Origin of the sequence: Paenibacillus polymyxa (assembly GCF_001719045.1) — a bacterium.
Lineage (GTDB): Bacteria > Bacillota > Bacilli > Paenibacillales > Paenibacillaceae > Paenibacillus > Paenibacillus polymyxa_B.
Genome location: NZ_CP015423.1, coordinates 4631287 through 4650270, shown reverse-complemented (window position 1 = coordinate 4650270; position 18984 = coordinate 4631287). Strand labels below are relative to the sequence as shown.

The 18984-nt window shown below is 44.9% G+C and carries 16 protein-coding genes and 2 pseudogenes; 5 read left to right on the top strand and 13 right to left on the bottom strand.

What is annotated here, in order from left to right; translation table 11 throughout:
* Positions 1 to 35: 35 nt before the first annotated feature.
* Together AOU00_RS21005 and AOU00_RS21000 are read right to left on the bottom strand one after the other, a co-directional pair.
* Positions 36 to 1196, bottom strand: a complete 1161-nt coding sequence (locus AOU00_RS21005) for an HD-GYP domain-containing protein (RefSeq protein WP_061831692.1) — start codon at positions 1194 to 1196, stop codon at positions 36 to 38.
* Positions 1150 to 2604, bottom strand: coding sequence for a bifunctional metallophosphatase/5'-nucleotidase (locus AOU00_RS21000; RefSeq protein WP_061831691.1), 1455 nt, complete (start codon positions 2602 to 2604; stop codon positions 1150 to 1152). Before AOU00_RS21000 ends, AOU00_RS21005 begins: the two co-directional genes overlap by 47 nt.
* Before the next feature lie 318 nt (positions 2605 to 2922).
* On the opposite strand from AOU00_RS21000, the gene AOU00_RS20995 reads away from it, so the two are divergent.
* Positions 2923 to 3987, top strand: a complete 1065-nt coding sequence (locus tag AOU00_RS20995; protein WP_061831690.1) for an HD-GYP domain-containing protein — start codon at positions 2923 to 2925, stop codon at positions 3985 to 3987.
* Between the two features lie 172 nt (positions 3988 to 4159).
* On the opposite strand, the gene AOU00_RS20990 is transcribed toward AOU00_RS20995, so the two are convergent.
* On the bottom strand, positions 4160 to 5014 hold the full coding sequence (locus AOU00_RS20990) for a manganese catalase family protein (protein WP_061831689.1): 855 nt from the start codon (positions 5012 to 5014) through the stop codon (positions 4160 to 4162).
* Positions 5015 to 5218: 204 nt separating this feature from the next.
* Between AOU00_RS20990 and AOU00_RS20985 the strand changes: the two genes are divergently transcribed.
* On the top strand, positions 5219 to 6058 hold the full coding sequence (locus tag AOU00_RS20985) for a manganese catalase (RefSeq protein WP_069291583.1): 840 nt from the start codon (positions 5219 to 5221) through the stop codon (positions 6056 to 6058).
* Positions 6059 to 6383: 325 nt separating this feature from the next.
* Here the strand turns inward: AOU00_RS20985 and AOU00_RS20980 are convergent, their stop codons facing one another.
* From AOU00_RS20980 to AOU00_RS20950, 7 genes are all read right to left on the bottom strand, one after another.
* Positions 6384 to 6746, bottom strand: a complete 363-nt coding sequence (locus AOU00_RS20980; RefSeq protein WP_061831687.1) for a YmaF family protein — start codon at positions 6744 to 6746, stop codon at positions 6384 to 6386.
* A gap of 278 nt (positions 6747 to 7024) precedes the next feature.
* Complete coding sequence (gene sufB, locus AOU00_RS20975; RefSeq protein WP_069291582.1) at positions 7025 to 8422, bottom strand: Fe-S cluster assembly protein SufB; 1398 nt, start codon at positions 8420 to 8422, stop codon at positions 7025 to 7027.
* A 30-nt stretch (positions 8423 to 8452) separates the two neighbouring features.
* Entirely contained in the window at positions 8453 to 8875 is a 423-nt protein-coding gene (gene sufU / locus AOU00_RS20970; protein ID WP_013309555.1) for a Fe-S cluster assembly sulfur transfer protein SufU, read from the bottom strand.
* On the bottom strand, positions 8865 to 10088 hold the full coding sequence (locus AOU00_RS20965) for a cysteine desulfurase (RefSeq protein ID WP_069291581.1): 1224 nt from the start codon (positions 10086 to 10088) through the stop codon (positions 8865 to 8867). Before AOU00_RS20965 ends, sufU begins: the two co-directional genes overlap by 11 nt.
* Positions 10085 to 11389, bottom strand: a complete 1305-nt coding sequence (gene sufD / locus AOU00_RS20960) for a Fe-S cluster assembly protein SufD (protein WP_069291580.1) — start codon at positions 11387 to 11389, stop codon at positions 10085 to 10087. Before sufD ends, AOU00_RS20965 begins: the two co-directional genes overlap by 4 nt.
* Positions 11390 to 11412: 23 nt before the next feature.
* Positions 11413 to 12195: a Fe-S cluster assembly ATPase SufC gene (sufC, locus tag AOU00_RS20955; protein WP_013309552.1), complete on the bottom strand. Its 783-nt coding sequence runs from the start codon at positions 12193 to 12195 to the stop codon at positions 11413 to 11415.
* Between the two features lie 445 nt (positions 12196 to 12640).
* Complete coding sequence (locus AOU00_RS20950) at positions 12641 to 13111, bottom strand: Dps family protein (protein ID WP_069291579.1); 471 nt, start codon at positions 13109 to 13111, stop codon at positions 12641 to 12643.
* 312 nt (positions 13112 to 13423) lie between these two features.
* On the opposite strand from AOU00_RS20950, the gene mtnK reads away from it, so the two are divergent.
* The 3 genes and pseudogenes from mtnK (at position 13424) to AOU00_RS20930 (ending at position 17097) form a co-directional block, all read left to right on the top strand.
* Positions 13424 to 14647 carry an S-methyl-5-thioribose kinase gene (gene mtnK / locus AOU00_RS20945; RefSeq protein WP_069291578.1) on the top strand — a complete coding sequence of 408 codons (1224 nt, stop codon included), beginning with the start codon at positions 13424 to 13426 and terminating at the stop codon, positions 14645 to 14647.
* A 5-nt stretch (positions 14648 to 14652) separates the two neighbouring features.
* Entirely contained in the window at positions 14653 to 15762 is a 1110-nt protein-coding gene (mtnA, locus tag AOU00_RS20940; protein ID WP_069291577.1) for an S-methyl-5-thioribose-1-phosphate isomerase, read from the top strand.
* 173 nt (positions 15763 to 15935) lie between these two features.
* Positions 15936 to 17097 (top strand): annotated as a pseudogene (locus AOU00_RS20930) (IS3 family transposase).
* Between the two features lie 106 nt (positions 17098 to 17203).
* Here AOU00_RS20930 and AOU00_RS20925 read toward each other — a convergent pair.
* From AOU00_RS20925 to AOU00_RS26395, 3 genes and pseudogenes are all read right to left on the bottom strand, one after another.
* Positions 17204 to 17506: a YunC family protein gene (locus tag AOU00_RS20925; RefSeq protein WP_069291575.1), complete on the bottom strand. Its 303-nt coding sequence runs from the start codon at positions 17504 to 17506 to the stop codon at positions 17204 to 17206.
* A 107-nt stretch (positions 17507 to 17613) separates the two neighbouring features.
* A pseudogene (locus AOU00_RS20920) lies at positions 17614 to 18179 on the bottom strand (RNA 2'-phosphotransferase).
* Between the two features lie 507 nt (positions 18180 to 18686).
* A complete protein-coding gene (locus AOU00_RS26395) occupies positions 18687 to 18932 on the bottom strand; it encodes a hypothetical protein (protein WP_172828238.1) in 246 nt (81 codons plus the stop codon).
* Between the last annotated feature and the right edge of the window lie 52 nt (positions 18933 to 18984).

The following is an 18984-nucleotide window of genomic DNA, read 5'->3' as shown; positions in this document are numbered from 1 at the left end:
GTAAAGTGTCTGCATACTTTCTTCCACATCATCTGCTAATCTACGTGTACTCCTCCGAAAGGGGCGACAGTAGCACCCAATGTGTTTGTAATCATAACCGAGAGGGATACGGACAAATCCACATCATAAGGTGCCTTCACTTCCTGCCCATCCCGGTCTCTTACAATGCGAATGACGGGTCTTTGCGGGATTTTGGGATGTATACGCACCACGACCCCCTCTTCCCCCGTGTTGAGCACCACAGAGAGTCCCAGGGGGTAAATAGCTACACAGTCACGAAAGGCTTCCAGCATTCGCTGCTCATATAACGTTCCTGCCCCGGCGTACAGCACTTCCATCGCTTCATAGGGCAACAAAGCCTGTTTGTATATCCGACTTGCTGTCATTGCGTCGTACGAGTCGGCCAGACCGATCCATTTCGCATATTCGTGGATCTGGTCCTTTTTCCAACCGTGTGGGTATCCACTGCCGTCGATACGCTCATGGTGCTGTAATGCACAATGAGCCGACAATAAGGGAATGCCAGGTTCGTCTTTGAGCAGCTTGTAGCCGATCACCGTGTGTGTTTTCATATGCTCATATTCCTCATCCGTCAATTTACCCGGCTTATAGAGTACTTGAGGTGAAATTTTCATTTTACCAATATCGTGCAGTAGTGAACCTATCCCCAGCTCCATGAGCTGGTTATTATCGTAGCCATTGGATATCCCAAGTACTAGTGAATATAAACATACGTTCAAAGAATGATGATACAAATCCTGATCCGCGGCCCCGATATCCATCAACATAATGACGGCGTCCTGACGGCCTCCAATATCGTCCAGAATGGATTCCATCACCTTATAAAATGACTTGCCAAAATATTTGTGCTTATGATCTACGGAGTAGGATGATAAACCTTGAAACTGCTTTTTGATTTCCTGTAGCGCCGCGGCCCTTGTCTGTTCATGGATCATCTCAGGAATGACGATATCTTCAGTCACAGCATCCTCAATGTATACATATCCAATACCGACTTGGCCTAGACGTTCAATCAATCGCGAAGTAAGCTCAACACCTTCCGAGAGCAGCACCATTCCGTTTTCATTGTATATTTTTTTGCCCAGCTTCATGCCGGCTCTCAATAATGTAACAGGTACCAGTCGCAGCTTAATCCTCTCCCGATTGTTTTGATACCTGAAGCCACCTAGCTGCAAAACATTCTTCCATCGCGCCCGGACGCTTCAACTCCATTTCAATCATATCCCGTAAAAATTCTGGAAGCATAAATCGGAGATCTGTTCCGTTCGCAAGCACCTCATAACCTGCTTTGAAAGTGAACATATCCAACGTGCCCACTGTGTATTCCTCATCCTCTTCCAAAGGTTGACCCGCTACACGAATGTCCGTCACTTTTTCATAAGGAGCACGGCCAGGGCCATACTGAATGGCCAAGCCTTCCACACACATCGTGCCAAGCACTTTGCCTCTGAAGCCAAACCCCGTCATGGGCTTGTCTGTAAATTCAGGCAGCAAGGACTGCTCCAGCGCCAACCGAATATCTCTTCCCCGCAACTTCATAACACAGGCATTAATCGGCGAAGGGCATAAGGAATGTAGTATTCCTTTGCTGATATCCCCTTGAGGTAATGGGCCGAGCAGTTGTCCCGCATTGACGAGGGCAATTTCTGTTCCTGTAAAATGGGACACCGCTTGTGCCAGCATATTCCCGAAAGGGGATTCCTGATCATATGCGATCTCCAGTTTCCGATCCGCCACCGCAACTGTGCTCTCCATGGCGCGCTCTGCTTGTCTGCGATGCACCACAATGGCCGATGCCACTTTTTCGTCCAGTAGTGTCTGATCCACAGGAACTACGCCGCCCGACGTGACTCGAAACGGTTCGAGGCTATTGTTACGACTTAGTGTCACTTCACCCAGCAGCGTTCCGAACTTACCCGCCCCACATAAAGCTGTTTTTCCGATCCAAAGCGGTTCTTCCAGCACATGATGGGTGTGACCTCCAAGGATAACGTCAATTTCAGGAAACTGCGACGCTAATTTTTTATCGGAAGGTAGACCCAGGTGCGACATCACAACCAAAACATCAACCTGCTTTCTCAGTGCCGCGATCTGCTTCCCCAGCACCTCAAACGGATTGAGCACATCCCAACCCAGCAATTGATAAAACTCTACAAAAGGAGCCGTCACACCAAGTAAACCGACCTTGATTCCTGCTTTATCTACGATAAGGGATTCCTTCATCCACGAAGGGCTCATCCCCGTGGCACGCTCTGTTATATTGCCGCATACGACCGGACAATGAATCCCCGCATATGCCTGTTCAATCATATCCGGGGTAAAAGTCAGTCCCTCATTGTTACCGATCGTAATTGCATCGTATCCTGTTAGATTTATCACATCCACATTTGCCCCACCGAGCGTTCCTTCCGTTTCGGGGGCCATCCGGTCCATGTGGTCTCCTATGTCGAGCACAAGCAGCGCATCCCGTGATGCGGCTCTTCGTTCATCGATCATCGCGGCTATCGAAGGCATACTGCCAAAATGACTATGGATATCATTGGTATGCAAAATGGTCAACGTTTGCCGAGTCGTCATCTCCATAACCGCCCTCCTCTATACTTTATATATATCGACTTTGGAGCTTCTAATGTTTAAGCATACCATGTTATTTAGCAATATGGTACATATGAGTGGACATAGTCCTTAAGCTTCGCTGTAGTCTCTGGGCAATCTCATATCATAAACATAGTGAAAAGTATTGACGTTATCTACTGTAGGTATCTGATAGGAAACGGGTTCTGGGACCTATTTTACAGCTTGGAATAATAGTAAATTAGTCGTTGTCATCCCATTTAATTCTTGATATATTAAGTTTGTTTCGTATTTTCGACAAATTTACGACAATAAGGAGGTTAGCGCATGAGAGTACACGTTACCGATGCCAAACCGGGAGATCGCCTCAAATCCGATACATACAACGGGCACGGTGTACCTGTCATGATTCAGGGCACCGAGCTACAGCATGACGATATTTCCAAACTCATTATGCACGGTGTCGATTATATCGACATTGATGCCGGTTCAGCGAGCATTCCGGTTGACTTTGCCCCCGATGTCCCAGCTTCCCCCGAGTCCCTCAAACGTGCCGTTCCTCTCATGGAGCAGACGATCAGTGGCTTTGAAAGCATGTTTCTCGAAGCCTCCTCAACTGGAAAATTTGATGAATATCGAGTGGATGAGCTGTTCGGCCCTCTCGTTTCAGAGCTGGCTCGTCAAAAAGATGTCGTATCTCTGCTATTAATTATGGAACGGGGAGATCACTATACCTATAATCATTCTCTCCAAGTAGGCGTACTGTCATATTACATTGCCACATGGCTTGGATATACGGAAGAAGAAGCATATGCCGCCGGTAAAGCTGGATATTTACATGATATAGGCAAGTCCATGATACCGGATGAAATTTTGAACAAACCGGATAAACTGACACCCGAAGAATTCCATGAGATGAAAAAACATTCGCTATATGGCTATGATATTATTCGCAATTCAACCAGCGATGAGATTTCTGCAATTGTCGCCCTGCAGCATCACGAGCGTGAAGATGGAAGTGGATATCCCCATGGACTGTTCAAGGAAGATATTCATCCTTTTGCCAGCATAACAGCTATTGCCGACGTGTATAGCGCGATGATTTCCAATCGTGTGTACCAGACGAAGCAGGAGCTGCTCACCGTATTACGTGAGCTGCACAGCATGAGTTTTGGACATCTAAACCCAGAAGCTACCCAAGTGTTCATCAGACACATGCTTCCTAATTTCATTAATAAGCAGGTTCTGCTGACTACAGGTCAGACAGGAACGATTATTCTAAACAATCCTGCTGATTACTTCAGACCCTTAGTGAGAATTACCGATAATGAATATGTAGATTTGTCTAGAGAACGCCATGTATCCATTGATGAAATTTATTTGGAATCCTGATCCACTACTACTGCCTCCCGGCGTTACTTCGGTAGAACGAAATGTTTTGCCGAAGCACAGGCTACGCGAATAAAAAGAGACTGTCCTTGATTCGTAGGTTCTTTACGAAGGACAGCCTCTTTTTATGTTACGGACATTAACCTAGCTACTATCCTTACTTATTTGTTTAAACCTAAGTGTTAAGATCATGCAGACCTGGGCTATGTTCATTAGGCAATTCAGGCATATACGGAAGAGGAAACCCTTCTGGAGGATCCACTACACTCAAATCCCCACCGTTTCTGCTTGGAGTTTGCCCATTGAATATTTCTCCAATACGGGTAGAATCCAATCGAAAATTAAACTGTGCATTGTGAAAGCCCATTTCAACATACTTCCGGCATTCTGGATACTTGTTAATATCGTAGTTTGGAACCGGGAACAATTTTCCCCAATCAACTCCAAGTGTCTCTAAAGCTTTGGCAAACGCATTTTGATGAGCATTATCCCGCACAATCAAAAAAGCCAACGTTTCCCGGAATGTTTTGTTCGAGCTCATTTCGTAAATTCGGGATTTTTGCAGAACCCCTGTAGATTCGAGTACGAGATTATCAAGCAAATCACTAATCAGATTGCCGTGGGAATAAACATAACTACCTAGCCAAGGGTTTCCACTTGCATCAACAGGTAAGGAACTTTGAGCTCCCATAATAAAATGATGAGGATTTGCGTGTTTTATCGCCTCATCTAAAGGAGCATGATCAATTCCAGCATCGCCGGCTTGGTCTGCGCCTGAGCCAGTCAGAAGTTGATTAATAGTATGTTGGACCAGTTCAACATGACTAAGCTCCTCTAGAAAAACTCCGCGTATCAAATCCCTAAACTGCACAGCATTACCACGAAAATTATTACTTTGAAAGAAAAACTGCATCATGGTACGCATTTCTCCGAATCGACCACCCAATACTTCTTGAATCACTTTAGCAGCAGCCGGGTCGGGCTTATCGGGTACTATTATGTTAATTAGATCTTCTTTATAAAAATACAATGTAAAAAAACCTCCTTAAACTTTTTTTTAAACGTGAACATATGCTTCCCTCCTTAATAATTTTTATACAAACCACACAAACAGATAGTTAAATGTAAAGACTCCTATCAGATTGTTGTTATGCTGATCCTCGTTTTATTACATCTTGAAAAGGTTAAATACAGTTAGAATTTACTAAGCTGCTTAACTATAGGAGGAGTAATTATGTTTAGACATCAAAAAGAGTTGCAGTTTGAAGTGAAAGTGGAGCGTCCTGATCCTCTTTTTGCCCGGCAGGTACAAGAAGTTTTGGGGGGGCAATTTGGAGAAATGACCGTAATGATGCAATATTTATTTCAAGGGTTTAACTGTCGCGGTGAGGAAAAATATAAAGATATGCTAATGGACATTGGAACTGAAGAAGTAGGGCATGTGGAGATGCTGTGTGCTTTAATTAGTCAACTACTTGATGGAGCTAAACCAGAAGATCAAGAACAAGCTGCAAAAGACCCTGTTACAGCTGCCATTATGGGGGGAATTAACCCGCAGCACTTGCTGGTCAGCGGTCTTGGTGGATTACCTAGTAATTCAAATGGAGTTCCATGGAACGGCTCTTATATCGTCGCAAGTGGTAACCTTTTGGCGGATATGCGGTCTAATTTGCACGCTGAGAGTCAGGGTCGGTTGCAGGTAGCAAGGCTATATCATATGACACAAGATGAAAGCGTCAGAGCTACACTACGGAAAATGCTAGCACGTGACCGCTATCACCAGTACCAATGGATGGCGGCAATCCAAGAATTAGAAGAAAAAAACGGTGTTGTGGTCCCGGCTTCTTTTCCTCCTGAAGCAGAGCAAGAGTCTCAGCCTGAAGCTTATGAGTTTTGGAATTTGTCTGAAGGCGAAGAATCTAGTGAAGGTTTGTGGGCAACAGGAAGTGCGCCGGATGGAAGCGGGAGCTATGTGTACATCTCTAAGCCTGTTGCCAAAGGTCAAATCTATAGTGCCAAAATACCAGCAACCGAATTACATCATGACTTAGACCATAAAACTTCAGATAAATAAACAAGTAGCAGACGAGCTGTCTCAACATTAAAGATTGCTAATTGGTGATACTGACCATAAAAATGAAACAAAAAATATATACTTAAAATTCGAATAAGGCGGCTTATCATAAGGCATAAAATCATAGCCGGTCATTAATCAAGAAGTACAGAATCAATGTAAGACTAAAAAGCCCTGCCGACCATTTATGGTTAGCAGAGCTTTTTGATTTATTTCGAGTAATTTACACATCACCGAAAAATCGAAGACGATGCTCTCATTCTTTATGAGCAGCTGTCTATAACAATTATTTGTGTTACCTCAGCTTCGGTCAAACCACCGTTCATTAAATAAGAGGTGCCTGAATTAATGTTGCAAAATTAAACTGGTGTACATGACCATCATTTAATGTAGTTTGGCCCGTAACAAAATGTACGTGTTTTCCATTTCCGACTGGAATAGCTGGTCCTGTTCTAATTTTTTTCAGATTATGAAAGTGGTTCACGAAATCAGTTTTTGTAAGATCGATTTCATGGACATGACTTCTTCCAACTCGAATCGCTTGCCCAGTAACACCTGCAAAGCGGTGGTTATGTCGGTCTGCGCCTTCTTCAGCCAGTTTGGTACTACCTTCAAATTCATGTACATGCCTCTGTGTCTGTTTAGAAGAGAGGGGTTTCTTCTCCACTCCAGTTTTATTCTTCTGCATCTGTTGGTATGCCTCCTTATGTTTATGTCACTCACAACATCCTATTAAGCAAACATACATAAGTGCTAGGCAAGTATCTCCGGTCCTAAGCATAAATTTTTTTATGTAGTAGAAAGAAGGCTTATGAACTTAGGCATCACAGAAAAAATAAAAGAAGACGAACTTAAAAAGTTCGCCTTCTATACTAGAGAAAATCCGAGTCAGCATAAATCGGCACGACTCCGATCTAACAGCTTTAATTACCTCAAGTACCTTGTCACGCCAAGGATTACTGCGTTTTAACCGATGGAACCTTCCATCTCGAACTTGATCAAACGATTCATCTCTACCGCATATTCCATCGGCAGTTCTTTGGTGAACGGCTCAATAAAGCCCATAACGATCATTTGCGTTGCCTCTGCTTCAGTCAAACCACGGCTCATCAGATAGAACAGCTGATCTTCCGATACCTTGGAAACTGTTGCTTCATGCTCAAGCGTGATGTCGTCATTCATAATTTCATTATAAGGAATAGTATCTGAAGTTGATTGATTATCCAAAATCAGCGTATCACACTTGATATTCGATTTTGCACCTTGAGCCTGACGACCGAATGAAGCTAATCCGCGATACGTTACTTTACCGCCGTGCTTACTGATCGACTTGGATACAATTGTGGAGGTGGTGTCTGGTGCCAAGTGGATCATTTTCGCACCTGCATCCTGATGCTGGCCTTTGCCTGCAACAGCGATGGACAGGACCATCCCTTTCGCCCCACGGCCTTTCAATACAACGGCTGGATACTTCATCGTTAACTTGGAACCGATGTTACCATCGACCCATTCCATCGTTGCATTTTCTTCCGCAACCGCACGTTTGGTTACCAGGTTATAGATGTTTGGTGCCCAGTTCTGGATCGTTGTATAACGAACACGTGCGTTCTTCTTACAAATAATTTCGACCACCGCACTATGCAGCGAGTTCGTGCTGTAAATTGGAGCCGTACAGCCTTCTACATAATGCACAAAGCTGTCTTCGTCAGCAATAATGAGCGTACGCTCGAATTGACCCATGTTTTCCGAGTTGATACGGAAGTAAGCCTGCAATGGAACTTCACATTTCACACCTTTTGGTACATAGATGAAGCTCCCGCCTGACCATACCGCACTGTTCAGTGCTGCAAACTTATTGTCCGCAGGAGGTACAACTGTTGCAAAATACTCTTTCAGAATCTCAGGATGCTCACGCAACGCCGTATCGGTATCCATGAAAATAACGCCCTGATCTTCCAGATCCTTTTGCATACTGTGGTAGACAACCTCGGATTCATACTGTGCAGATACACCAGCCAAAAACTTTTGCTCCGCCTCAGGAATACCCAGTTTATCAAAGGTTTCTTTAATTTCCGTCGGAACTTCTTCCCATGTCTTCCCTTGTTTCTCGGAAGGTCTTACATAGTACTGGATATCGTTGAAATCCAGTTCATCCATATCTCCGCCCCAGTTTGGCATTGGCATTTTTTCAAACTGCTTCAGTGCCTTCAGACGGAACTCCAGCATCCACTCTGGCTCATCCTTAATTTTGGAGATTTCCTTTACGATTTCCGGAGTGAGACCCTTACCTGTTTGGAAAATGGACTTGTGCTCGTCACGAAAGCCGTATTTATACTCTTCCATTTCCGGTGCTTTCTTGGCCATGTTTCTCAAACCTCCTCTGTTTTATTTAAATTATTTATCTTCATCAATCCCTTTGCGCAGCGCGTTCCAAGCCAATGTCGCACATTTGATGCGGGCCGGGAACTTATTTACGCCTGACAAAGCTTCCAATTCTTCATAATCATCGAATTCGACGGCTTCTCCCTTCATTAAAGAAGAGAAGCGGCTCGCCATATCCAGTGCCTGATCAATCGTTTTTCCTTTGACTGCTTCTGTCATCATCGAAGCTGAGGACATACTAATCGAGCAGCCTTCGCCAGTAAAACGGGCATCTTCGACCACGCCGTCTTTCGTTTTGAGTTGAAGAGAAATCCGGTCACCACACGTAGGATTATTCAAATCCACCGTAACGGCATCGTCCTCAAAACGTCCGCGATTGCGCGGATTTTTATAATGATCCATAATCACGCGTCGGTACAAGTCATCAAGTTGCATCGCCAAAATACTCCTTTGTTTGGATTAAGGCGCTGACCAGAGCGTCGACTTCTTCTTCCGTGTTATAGAGATAAAAGCTAGCACGTGCAGTTGCACTGGCTTTCAGCCAGCGCATTAACGGCTGGCAGCAATGATGCCCCGCACGTATAGCTACCCCTTTGCTATCCAGTACAGTAGCTACATCATGCGGATGCACATCATCCAGGTTAAAGGTTACGAGCCCGACATGACGTTCTGCAGGTCCGTAAATAGTCAACCCCTCCACTTCACGGAGACGTTTGAGGGCATAGTTGGACAGACGGCTTTCATGCTGCGCAATGGCGTCCAGTCCGATGCTTTCCAGAAAATCAATGGCAGCTCCCAAGCCAACAGCTCCGGCGATAATCGGAGTTCCACCTTCGAATTTCCAAGGCAGCTCCTTCCATGTGGATTCATACAATCCCACATCGTCGATCATTTCCCCGCCGAACTCAATGGGCTCCATATCCTCCAGCAGCGCCTTCTTGCCGTACAGTGCCCCGATCCCAGTAGGAGCACACATTTTGTGACCCGAAAAGGCATAAAAGTCAACATCGATGTCTTGCACGTCTACTTTCATATGTGGTGTGCTTTGTGCACCGTCTACAACGATAACTGCCCCTTTGCGATGCGCAATAGCTGCAATCTCTTTGACAGGGTTCACAACACCAAGCACATTGGAGACATGTGCAATCGCTACAATTTTTGTGTTTTCTGTAATGGTATTCTCCACATCAGCAAGATCAACGCTACCATCCTCTTGAAGTGGAATATATTTCAAAGTCGCGCCTGTGGCTTTGGCTACCTGTTGCCACGGAATCAGATTACTGTGATGCTCCATTTGTGTGATGACAATTTCATCACCCTCCTTACAGTTAGCTCTACCGTAGGAAGAAGCGACCAGATTCAGCGCCGTTGTTGTTCCTCTTGTAAAAATAATTTCCTGACTGCGCTTGGCATTCAGAAAGCGGGCTACCTTCTCCCGCGCACCTTCATAAGCATCCGTTGCGCGGCTACCCAAGGTATGCACACCACGGTGAACATTCGAATTATCATATTCGTAGTAGTGCTTGATCGCTTCGATGACCGCCAGCGGTTTTTGCGAAGTGGCCGCATTATCCAAATAAACCAGCGGATGACCGTTGATCTCCTGATGTAAAATCGGGAATTGTTCACGGATCAATGCAGTATTCATTGGCCTAACTTCCTTTCAACAAGGCTTTGCAGCTGATGTTGAAGTCCTTCGAGCGGAATTTCAGATACGACAGGTGCCAAGAAGCCATAAATAATCAGACGCTCAGCTTCTGCACGGCTAATCCCGCGGGACATCAAGTAATACACTTGTTCACGGTTTACCTGACCAACCGATGCTGCGTGACCTGCCGTTACATCATCTTCATCAATCAGCAGGATCGGGTTAGCGTCACCACGCGCTTTCGGACTGAGCATCAGAACACGTTCTGTTTGCTGACCGTCTGCTTTGGTAGCACCTTTTTCAATTTTTGTAATTCCGTTAATGATGGAAGACGCTTCTTCACGCATCACTGCGCGCGTAATCATCTGACTGGCGGAATTTTTACCAAAATGCTGTGCTTGTGTCGTATAGTTCAGCTTTTGTGAGCCGGAACCCACAGCAATGATCTTGGCATCCGAATTGGAGCCATTGCCTTTGAGCACGGACATGGTATTGCTTGCTGTATTACCGTTGTTCATTTCGCCCACAATCCATTCGATAGCTGCGTCATTTCCCAACGTGGCACGACGAATCGAAATATCCGTTACTTGCTCCCCAAACTGATGAACTGTCGCATAACGTACTTTAGCTCCTGCATTTGCAACAACTTCTACCGCACCGTTATGAAGAACAGGTGCCGCCAAATCCGCAGATACATAGTTGTCTACGTAAGTCACAGAACTGTGGCTTTCAACAACGAGCAGCACATGCGGTGCAAATGTTGCAGTCGCATCGTCCGTCAGGAATACAGCTTGAAGCGGAACGTTCAGCTCTACATTTTTAGGCACATAAGCAAATACTCCACCGTTCCAGAGTGCTGCATGCAATGCAGACAATGAATTTTCTTCAGCCTTAATAACTGTGTTCAGATGAGCTTTAACCAAATCAGCATGCTCTTTAACCGCTGTTTGTAAATCCGTGAAAATGACGCCTTGCGCCGCCAATTCCTCGCTCAGCTTCACATATACCGCGCCGGAGTTGCGCTGAATAATCAGACCGCCCTCCTGTTGCTCTTTGACCAGATCAGCAATGGCTGCAGGAACCTGCCCTACCGATGCAATGACCTCGCTCTGTTTATGTTGACCGTAATCGTTTAATTTCCAACGTTCGATTTTTGTTTTTTCAAATACCGGAAGCTCCAGTTTGCCTGCAAGCTCAAGTGCTTTTTGTCTGTCTTCGGCCAGCCAAGATGGTTCGCCGTTACGTTCGGACAGAACACGCAGTTGCTCGGAATCTACCGGAAGGATTGTTTGTGTAGTCATTAGTTTTCCTCCTCGCTTCCGGCTTACGCCTCTTGTCCTACAGTTTCATCAACGATACCCAGTTCTTCCTTGATCCAATCGTAACCGTCCGCTTCCAGACGCTCAGCAAGCTCAGGACCACCGGATTTAACAATACGTCCTTGCATCATCACATGTACATAATCTGGTTTAACGTAGTTTAACAGACGTTGATAGTGAGTAATGATAAGGAAACCACGCTCTTCGGAACGCATAGCGTTGACACCGCTAGCCACGATTCTCAAAGCATCGATATCCAGACCGGAGTCGATTTCATCAAGAATGACAATTTTCGGATCAATCATCATCATTTGCAAAATTTCATTCCGTTTTTTCTCACCACCAGAGAAGCCTTCGTTCAGGTAACGGTGAGCAAACTCTGGGTTCATTTCAAGCTCTTTCATTTTGCTTTCCATTTGACGGATAAACTTAATCAGGGAGATTTCTTGTCCTTCTTCACGGCGCGCGTTGATTGCACTACGCAAAAAGTCGGAGTTCGTTACCCCTGCAATTTCACTCGGATACTGCATCGCCAAGAACAATCCTGCACGTGCACGCTCATCCACTTCCATATCCAGCACGTCTTCTCCATCCAAAGTTACTTTGCCATCTGTGACTTCATATTTAGGATGACCCATCAAAGCAGACGCGAGTGTACTTTTACCCGTACCGTTAGGACCCATGATGGCATGGATTTCTCCGCCCTTCATTTCGAGGTTAATACCTTTCAAAATTTCCTTGCCTTCAATGGTCGCTTTGAGACCTTCAATCTTAAAGTTTGTAGCCATATTCGCAATACCCTCCAAAAAATGTAGTGTGGTGTCGAAATCAGAAAGTATATTTAAACAGGGGAGCCCCCTGATTTCAAGTAATATTTAAAAATTTATTTATAATCATTCTAAACTGATTCTCAATGATTCTCAAGTTATTTTATAATAAATATCTTTAAGGGTGCAACCAACATACACACGTTATTCAACTTTCTTCATAAAATGTTCACCCTACCAGGCACACAAATGGCAAAATTCATCCTGTGGTTGTTCATATAATTATAAATTTATACAATAAACATGAGATGCATGATCTCTTTCCAGCCATAAAAACGCTACTGACAGCATGACGTCAGTAGCGTTTTACATGTAGAGAGTTTATTTCAGAGCGTAACCCCATCACTATGGAGTGGAATTAAATTCACCGAACTAGGCATTGAGTGATGGAGCGAAATTCTGCCAATTAGCCCAAATAAGAGCGAAGCATCCACATATGTTTCTCCAGATCCGCTTTATAACCAATCAGTAAATCTGCAGTTGGCTGGTCGGAATTGCTTTCCGCCAGTTCGATACCTTCCTGAAACTCCTCGCATACAGTTGCAAAATCCTCGATCAAGGTTTGTACCATCTTGGGAGCATCTTCGTTGCCGTTTGCTTCCTGAATCGACGACAGCTCCAGGTATTCCTTCAACGTTGCGGAAGGAGAACCTTTCAACGCGAGCAAACGCTCGGCGATTTCATCCATTTTCAATGTCACTTCATTGTATAACTCTTCAAATTTAACATGGAGTGTGTAGAAACTGGAGCCTTTCACATACCAGTGATAGTTATGAATTTTTACATATAACACATTGAGGTTAGCGACTTGACGGTTTAAAAGTTCCTCCACCGATTTGGTTTGCGTATTTTTCGAGTTACTTGTTGTTTTAGCCATCATAATCCCTTCCTTTTTCATCAAATTGATTTTCAGGAACGTTTACGTATCCATCACCGTCATTGCTGACGGTAAGACTCCAGCGGGCATCCTAATATCACCTGCCGGACGTCTGTCTCATATTTACCCTCTCTATACGGAGTCGAAACAAAAAGAAGAGTACTCCTTTCTTCCTCTTTCAATCCCCATAAAAAAAATGTACAAAAATTCAATGATTTTCGTTATACTTTCTCTATCCTATCAAAATACTTGGTTTAATCTTGTGATATTTTTTAACTATTTACATGCGCACAATTTATGGAGGTGACTTCGTTGTCCCAATATCATCCTTTAACGACTGAAGAAGCAATCGAATTCGTGAAGAACATCCCCGGATTTTTTAGTCAGGAAGCCCGTCTGGAATGCCGAGAAATCGGTGATGGTAACTTAAATCTGGTTTTTCATATTACGGATTCTGAATCTAACAAGAGTATCATTGCCAAGCAGGCACTTCCCTATGTAAAAATTGTGGGTGAATCCTGGCCGCTTTCACTGGATCGTGCCCGTATTGAACGCGAGGCCCTTCAGCAGGAACACCATATTTGCCCCGAATTGGTTCCTGCGGTACTGGCGTATGACGATGAGCTTGCGTTGACCGTGATGGAGGATCTTAGCTCACACACCATCATGCGCAAGGGACTAATAGAAGGAAACACCTATCCATATTTCGCTAATCATATTGGGGAGTTTCTGGCACGCACGCTCTTCTTCACCTCAGATTTGGGCATGAATCAGCAAGATAAAAAAGACCTAGTTAAACGCTTTATCAACCCTGATCTCTGCAAAATAACTGAAGATCTGATTCTGGATGAACCGTATCGGTTCTCAGATAATAACAACTATGGTGCCTACATCGAAGACGAAGCAGAGGCACTACGTACAGATCAAGTGCTTCACCTGGAAGTGGCTTTGCTGCGAGAAAAGTTTTTGACACGAACCGAAGCGCTTCTGCACGGTGACCTTCATACTGGCAGCATTTTCGTAACGACCGAATCGACTAAAGTCATTGATCCTGAATTTGCCTACTACGGACCCATGGGCTTTGACATCGGAGCGGTGATCGCCAATCTGCTGTTGAACTACGCAGCTCAGCCCGGATGGACCTCTGGCGAGAAAGCTCTAAAGGAAAGACGTGACTGGCTTCTGGAGACTGCCATTCAGGTATGGGAGCAGTTTGAGGGTAGGTTCCGTAAACTGTGGGACGAGCATGTAACCGACCATATGGCACGTACAGCTGGATATCAGGACTTGTATCTCCAGAAAGTACTGCAAGATACGATTGGTTTTGCAGGGTGCAAAGTGATTCGCCGTATCATCAGCCTATCGCATGTAGCAGATATCGACACCATTGCCGATCCTGCTATCAAGGAAGCTGCGGAACGTCTGGCGTTATCTATCGGTAAATCCTTGGTTCTTCGCAATCGCGAGCTTCATTCGATTTGGGAACTGGGAGACATTGTTCGGACAGCAACAGCTGCCCAAACTAAAGGAGCTTAATGAATATGAGTGAAGAGAAAGAATTGGCACCCGTAACCTCTGGGAAAACTGCAGTGTCCAGGCAGGCTCTATCTTCGCTGGTGTGGAAAGGTAACCATTTGTCCATGCTGGATCAGCGTCTGCTGCCCGAAACGATTGTCATGTTGGATTTATTCACGGCCGATGAAGTATGGGATGGCATACATGCCATGAAGGTACGCGGTGCGCCCGCCATCGGGATGGCAGCGGCCTACGGCGTTGTGCTAGGAGCTACCGCCTACGACGGCACCGACGCTGCTGGGTGGCTGGAGCATGTACATGCCGTGTGCGGACATTTGGCTACCTCACGGCCGACAGCCGTGAACCTCTTCTGGGCTCTGGACCGCATGAAGAAGCGGGCCGGGGAACTCATCGTTGAAGCTGGCGGAGGCCAGGTCGAAGACTGGAATGCCGGGCTGGAGCGTGAAGCCATAGCCATTCAGGCAGAGGATGAAGAAGTATGTCGCCAGATCGGCATCCATGCTTTACCTCTGTTCGAGGACGGGATGGGCGTACTCACTCACTGCAATGCAGGCGGATTGGCGACAGCGAAATACGGAACAGCGCTGGCACCGATGTATCTAGCGCAAGAGAATGGCATCCACCTCAAAGTATTTGCTGACGAAACCCGCCCTGTGCTGCAAGGTGCGCGCCTGACCGCTTTCGAGCTTCAGCAGGCAGGCATTGATGTCACCCTGCTCTGTGACAATATGGCGGGCATGGTGATGTCCAAAGGATGGGTACAGGCCGTTATTGTCGGCACAGATAGAGTCGCTGCTAATGGCGATGTGGCCAACAAAATCGGCACCTACAGTCTAGCTGTGCTAGCGAAGGCGCATGGCATTCCTTTTTATGTCGCTTCCCCACTATCTACCATTGATTTGCAGACCGCAACAGGCGCAGATATTCCGATCGAGGAGCGTTCTGCGGAGGAAGTTACCGAAAGCTTTGGTAAAAGGACCGCCCCGCAGGGCATCAAAGTCTACAACCCAGCTTTCGACGTTACACCTCATGAGTACATTAGCGCCATCATTACCGAAAAAGGAATTGTACAAGCACCTTTTAGCGAGAACCTGACTAATTTGTTTGCCGATTAATTGTTCTTGCAGGTTATATAGTTCGTATATAAGTCAAATGATTCTACTCGATAGAATAAAACTTTTTATAGAAAAAAACCGGAGCCAAAATGGTATTATCCCCTTCTAGTAGACAAGAGAGAAAAGACATCTGGTAAGATGGACTTAATCTTGTTGAACGGAGGGGATTTTTCATGGCTAAAAAGGGACAATCATTCCGGCAATACTCCTTAGATGTGAAGATGGAGGCAGTCCGGTTGGTGAACGAAGAACATATGAGTATTCATGAAGTGACGAAACAATTGGACATTCGTAATAAATCCCAAGTGCAAAGCTGGGTGATGAAACATCGAGCGGGGGAGAACCTCCAGCCAACGACCACAAGGCAGGGACGACCCAAAACGAAATTTTCCAGTATGGAAGAAGAGATGGCGTATCTACGGGCGGAGATTGAATATTTAAAAAAGCAGTATCCAAATCTACACAAGGAGTGACGAGGAAAGAAGCAAGGTTTGAAATTATTGAGGAAATGCGAACACGATATTCGTTGAAATGGTTACTTGAATTAGCCCATGTTTCTCGGGCAGGATATTATAAATGGAGAAAGACTCAGCAAACAATCCAGCAGCGTAAGCAAGAGGAAGAGCTCCTGGAATCGCATATGTTGTCGATACACCGGATTCATCCCTATTTTGGTTATCTGCGTATGACCGTTGCTTTACGTAGAGAAGGTATCTTGGTCAACCACAAAAAGGTGTACCGCCTAATGAAGAAATTGGGGATCCGTTCCGTCATTCGAAAGAAGCGGCGCTTTTTCGGCAAACAGGCATCTGTGGTAAATGCCAACCGATTAGATCGACAATTTCAGGCAGATTCTCCTTTATCCAAGCTGGTTACCGATATTACATACATACGAGCTGGAGAGCGGTTTGTATATCTCTCTGTCATTCAAGATCTGTTTAACAATGAAATTGTGGCTTGGCGTCTTTCGGAACGAAATGACCTTGCTTTAGTTAGCGAGACGCTAGACGTTCTAAGTAAGAACGTGAACATGGAGGGTGTCATTCTCCATTCAGACCAGGGGTTTCAGTATACCTCCAAGCCGTTTAACCGCAAACTCAAGCGGCTTGGAATGCTTGGGAGCCATTCAAGGCGTGGAAATTGCCTAGACAATGCCTGTATAGAATCCTTCTTCTCCCATCTTAAAACAGAGAAGATTTATTTAACGAAACCCGGAACCCTAGCGGAGGTAGAACAACACGTACGGGAGTACATTTCATTTTATAATGAAAATAGATTTCAAAAAAATTAAACAACCGTTCCCCGATTGAATACCGAGAAACGGTTGCCGCTTAAAGATGTCTTTTTAGTTCTGTCTACTTGACAGGGGTATGACCAAAAAGTCCGGTTTTTTTCGTTTCTTGTTCCTCTACTTTTATACAACATGTGCACATAGGCTTCATTACACCAGTTTCAATAATGCTTCGTAGCCTGGCATCCCCGGCTTAATCCCCAGCTGCTCCGCTTCTGTCGTCACCGATTCCATCGGCGCTTCCAACAATTCTTTCAGCGTTTTTACCCCCACAGCTCGTGCAGCAAGAATTTTCCGATCCGCCAGCCGCTCATTGAGCAGTCCAACATCCAGTGCACCACACATGATGTAACCACGGGAGTTGGAGATAGTCAGCAGCGTTGTTTTAGGCAGTTTGACTTCGACTCCGATAAATGTATGCTCACCCACTTTTACGGGTTCCATGTGTATCATGGTTATTACATGCACCTCCTCTTTGTTCACCCGGGATATTTTATGCGGCATTTGCGGGTAAGTGTGGACGCTCGTGGATACGTTCAAAATATAGGAGGATTATGTGTTTACAACAAAACAGGCAATATCAAAAAGACTAGACGAATCATTCCATCTATAAGGTTGGTAAGCCAAACACCATGATTGGCTTTATAAAACTTTACTTGATTGGCTAATGCCTTTTCTGTGTCTACTTCGAGGATCACTAGTTTCCCACGTCTTTTGCCTGCTAAAATTGCAAACTCAAGGGATTCAGACAGATGTACATACTTCCTGCCCATTGGCTTAATTCCTTCATTGAAAATATTATGGATTACCTTTGTGTTTGTATCATGATAGAGAATGGTTGGTGGAGTAGCCTTCTTATAATCTAACCTGTCTGTACTGTGACCATAATTAGCTCTTATGTACCCATTAACAATCTCATATCTTTACTTTGAACAATGGTTTACTACTTGCTTGATACCCAACTCACTAACATCGGCCCATCTATTCTCTGATCTTATCCCTTGAATCAGGTCTTGTATGTCACAATAACCCTCATGGTCTAGCTCAAACCAAACTGTTCTGGTGTATGTCTCAGAATCTTACTCATAAACTTACTGAGGCTCTCTTCTTGTTTTGGTGTTAACATTGTATACTCCTTTAATAAAATATTTGTCTATCTATAATAACCTATCCGATGATTCATAGCGCCTTGTGAAGTAAAGCTCCAAACCTCCGATAAGGAAAGATGTAGCTCCAATTAAAAAAACCTCTTAGACTGTATCTGTTATAAGCCTCCAATATTTTTGCAAGTCCCAGCCCACAATGAAAATAACCGAAAATACCTCTTATCAAATCCATGATAAAAAATTTCTGATTCTTAAATCCCTCCTCTCTAATAGTTGTCCGATGAAAATAAAGATTTAGACTGACCCAAATATAAAACGAGCGGCAGTCAAGGACCTGAAAATAAAGTCCTAGACTGCCGCTCGTTTATTGAACTAACGTTCTCTGTTAGCGTAACAAGTGGTGCAAAATTACTTCATGTGATAAGACTGGCTGTTTTGATAAAGTTTATTTGATACAAGATGAGGTTCTTGTCATCCGCCGTACCGATCCAGCCAGTCGCGCTGCCACGCCTCGAAGGAATTGCCACTTATACTCTGCAGCAGCTTGCCACTGGGGAGCGAGAACATGCCATCCCCGTTGATAACCACAACCCTTTCGGTCCTGCCGATCGGCTGCCGTCAGTAAGAAACGCCCAGGCAATAATTTCTCCCTGAATCGCTAGGCTTCCAATCGCCTTAAATCGTTCTACCTCTATGGTTTTGCCGAAATAATCGGCTGGATCAACGTCTTCCATCAGTCCCCATTCGACCATATCTGGCGTACGGGTCAGCAATTTCCGATGCGACTGTCGAGAATCCTCTCTATCGCTGGATATTCCTCGAATC

What these genes read in the sequence shown, in the direction of transcription:
- AOU00_RS21000 (WP_061831691.1), bottom strand. Translation starts at nt 2,604, where the DNA reads ATGGAGATGACGACTCGGCAAACGTTGACCATTTTGCATACCAATGAT.
- AOU00_RS20995 (WP_061831690.1), top strand. Translation starts at nt 2,923, where the DNA reads ATGAGAGTACACGTTACCGATGCCAAACCGGGAGATCGCCTCAAATCC.
- AOU00_RS20985 (WP_069291583.1), top strand. Translation starts at nt 5,219, where the DNA reads ATGTTTAGACATCAAAAAGAGTTGCAGTTTGAAGTGAAAGTGGAGCGT.
- AOU00_RS20980 (WP_061831687.1), bottom strand. Translation starts at nt 6,746, where the DNA reads ATGCAGAAGAATAAAACTGGAGTGGAGAAGAAACCCCTCTCTTCTAAA.
- sufB (WP_069291582.1), bottom strand. Translation starts at nt 8,422, where the DNA reads ATGGCCAAGAAAGCACCGGAAATGGAAGAGTATAAATACGGCTTTCGT.
- sufU (WP_013309555.1), bottom strand. Translation starts at nt 8,875, where the DNA reads ATGCAACTTGATGACTTGTACCGACGCGTGATTATGGATCATTATAAA.
- AOU00_RS20965 (WP_069291581.1), bottom strand. Translation starts at nt 10,088, where the DNA reads ATGAATACTGCATTGATCCGTGAACAATTCCCGATTTTACATCAGGAG.
- sufD (WP_069291580.1), bottom strand. Translation starts at nt 11,389, where the DNA reads ATGACTACACAAACAATCCTTCCGGTAGATTCCGAGCAACTGCGTGTT.
- sufC (WP_013309552.1), bottom strand. Translation starts at nt 12,195, where the DNA reads ATGGCTACAAACTTTAAGATTGAAGGTCTCAAAGCGACCATTGAAGGC.
- AOU00_RS20950 (WP_069291579.1), bottom strand. Translation starts at nt 13,111, where the DNA reads ATGGCTAAAACAACAAGTAACTCGAAAAATACGCAAACCAAATCGGTG.
- mtnA (WP_069291577.1), top strand. Translation starts at nt 14,653, where the DNA reads ATGAGTGAAGAGAAAGAATTGGCACCCGTAACCTCTGGGAAAACTGCA.
- AOU00_RS20925 (WP_069291575.1), bottom strand. Translation starts at nt 17,506, where the DNA reads ATGATACACATGGAACCCGTAAAAGTGGGTGAGCATACATTTATCGGA.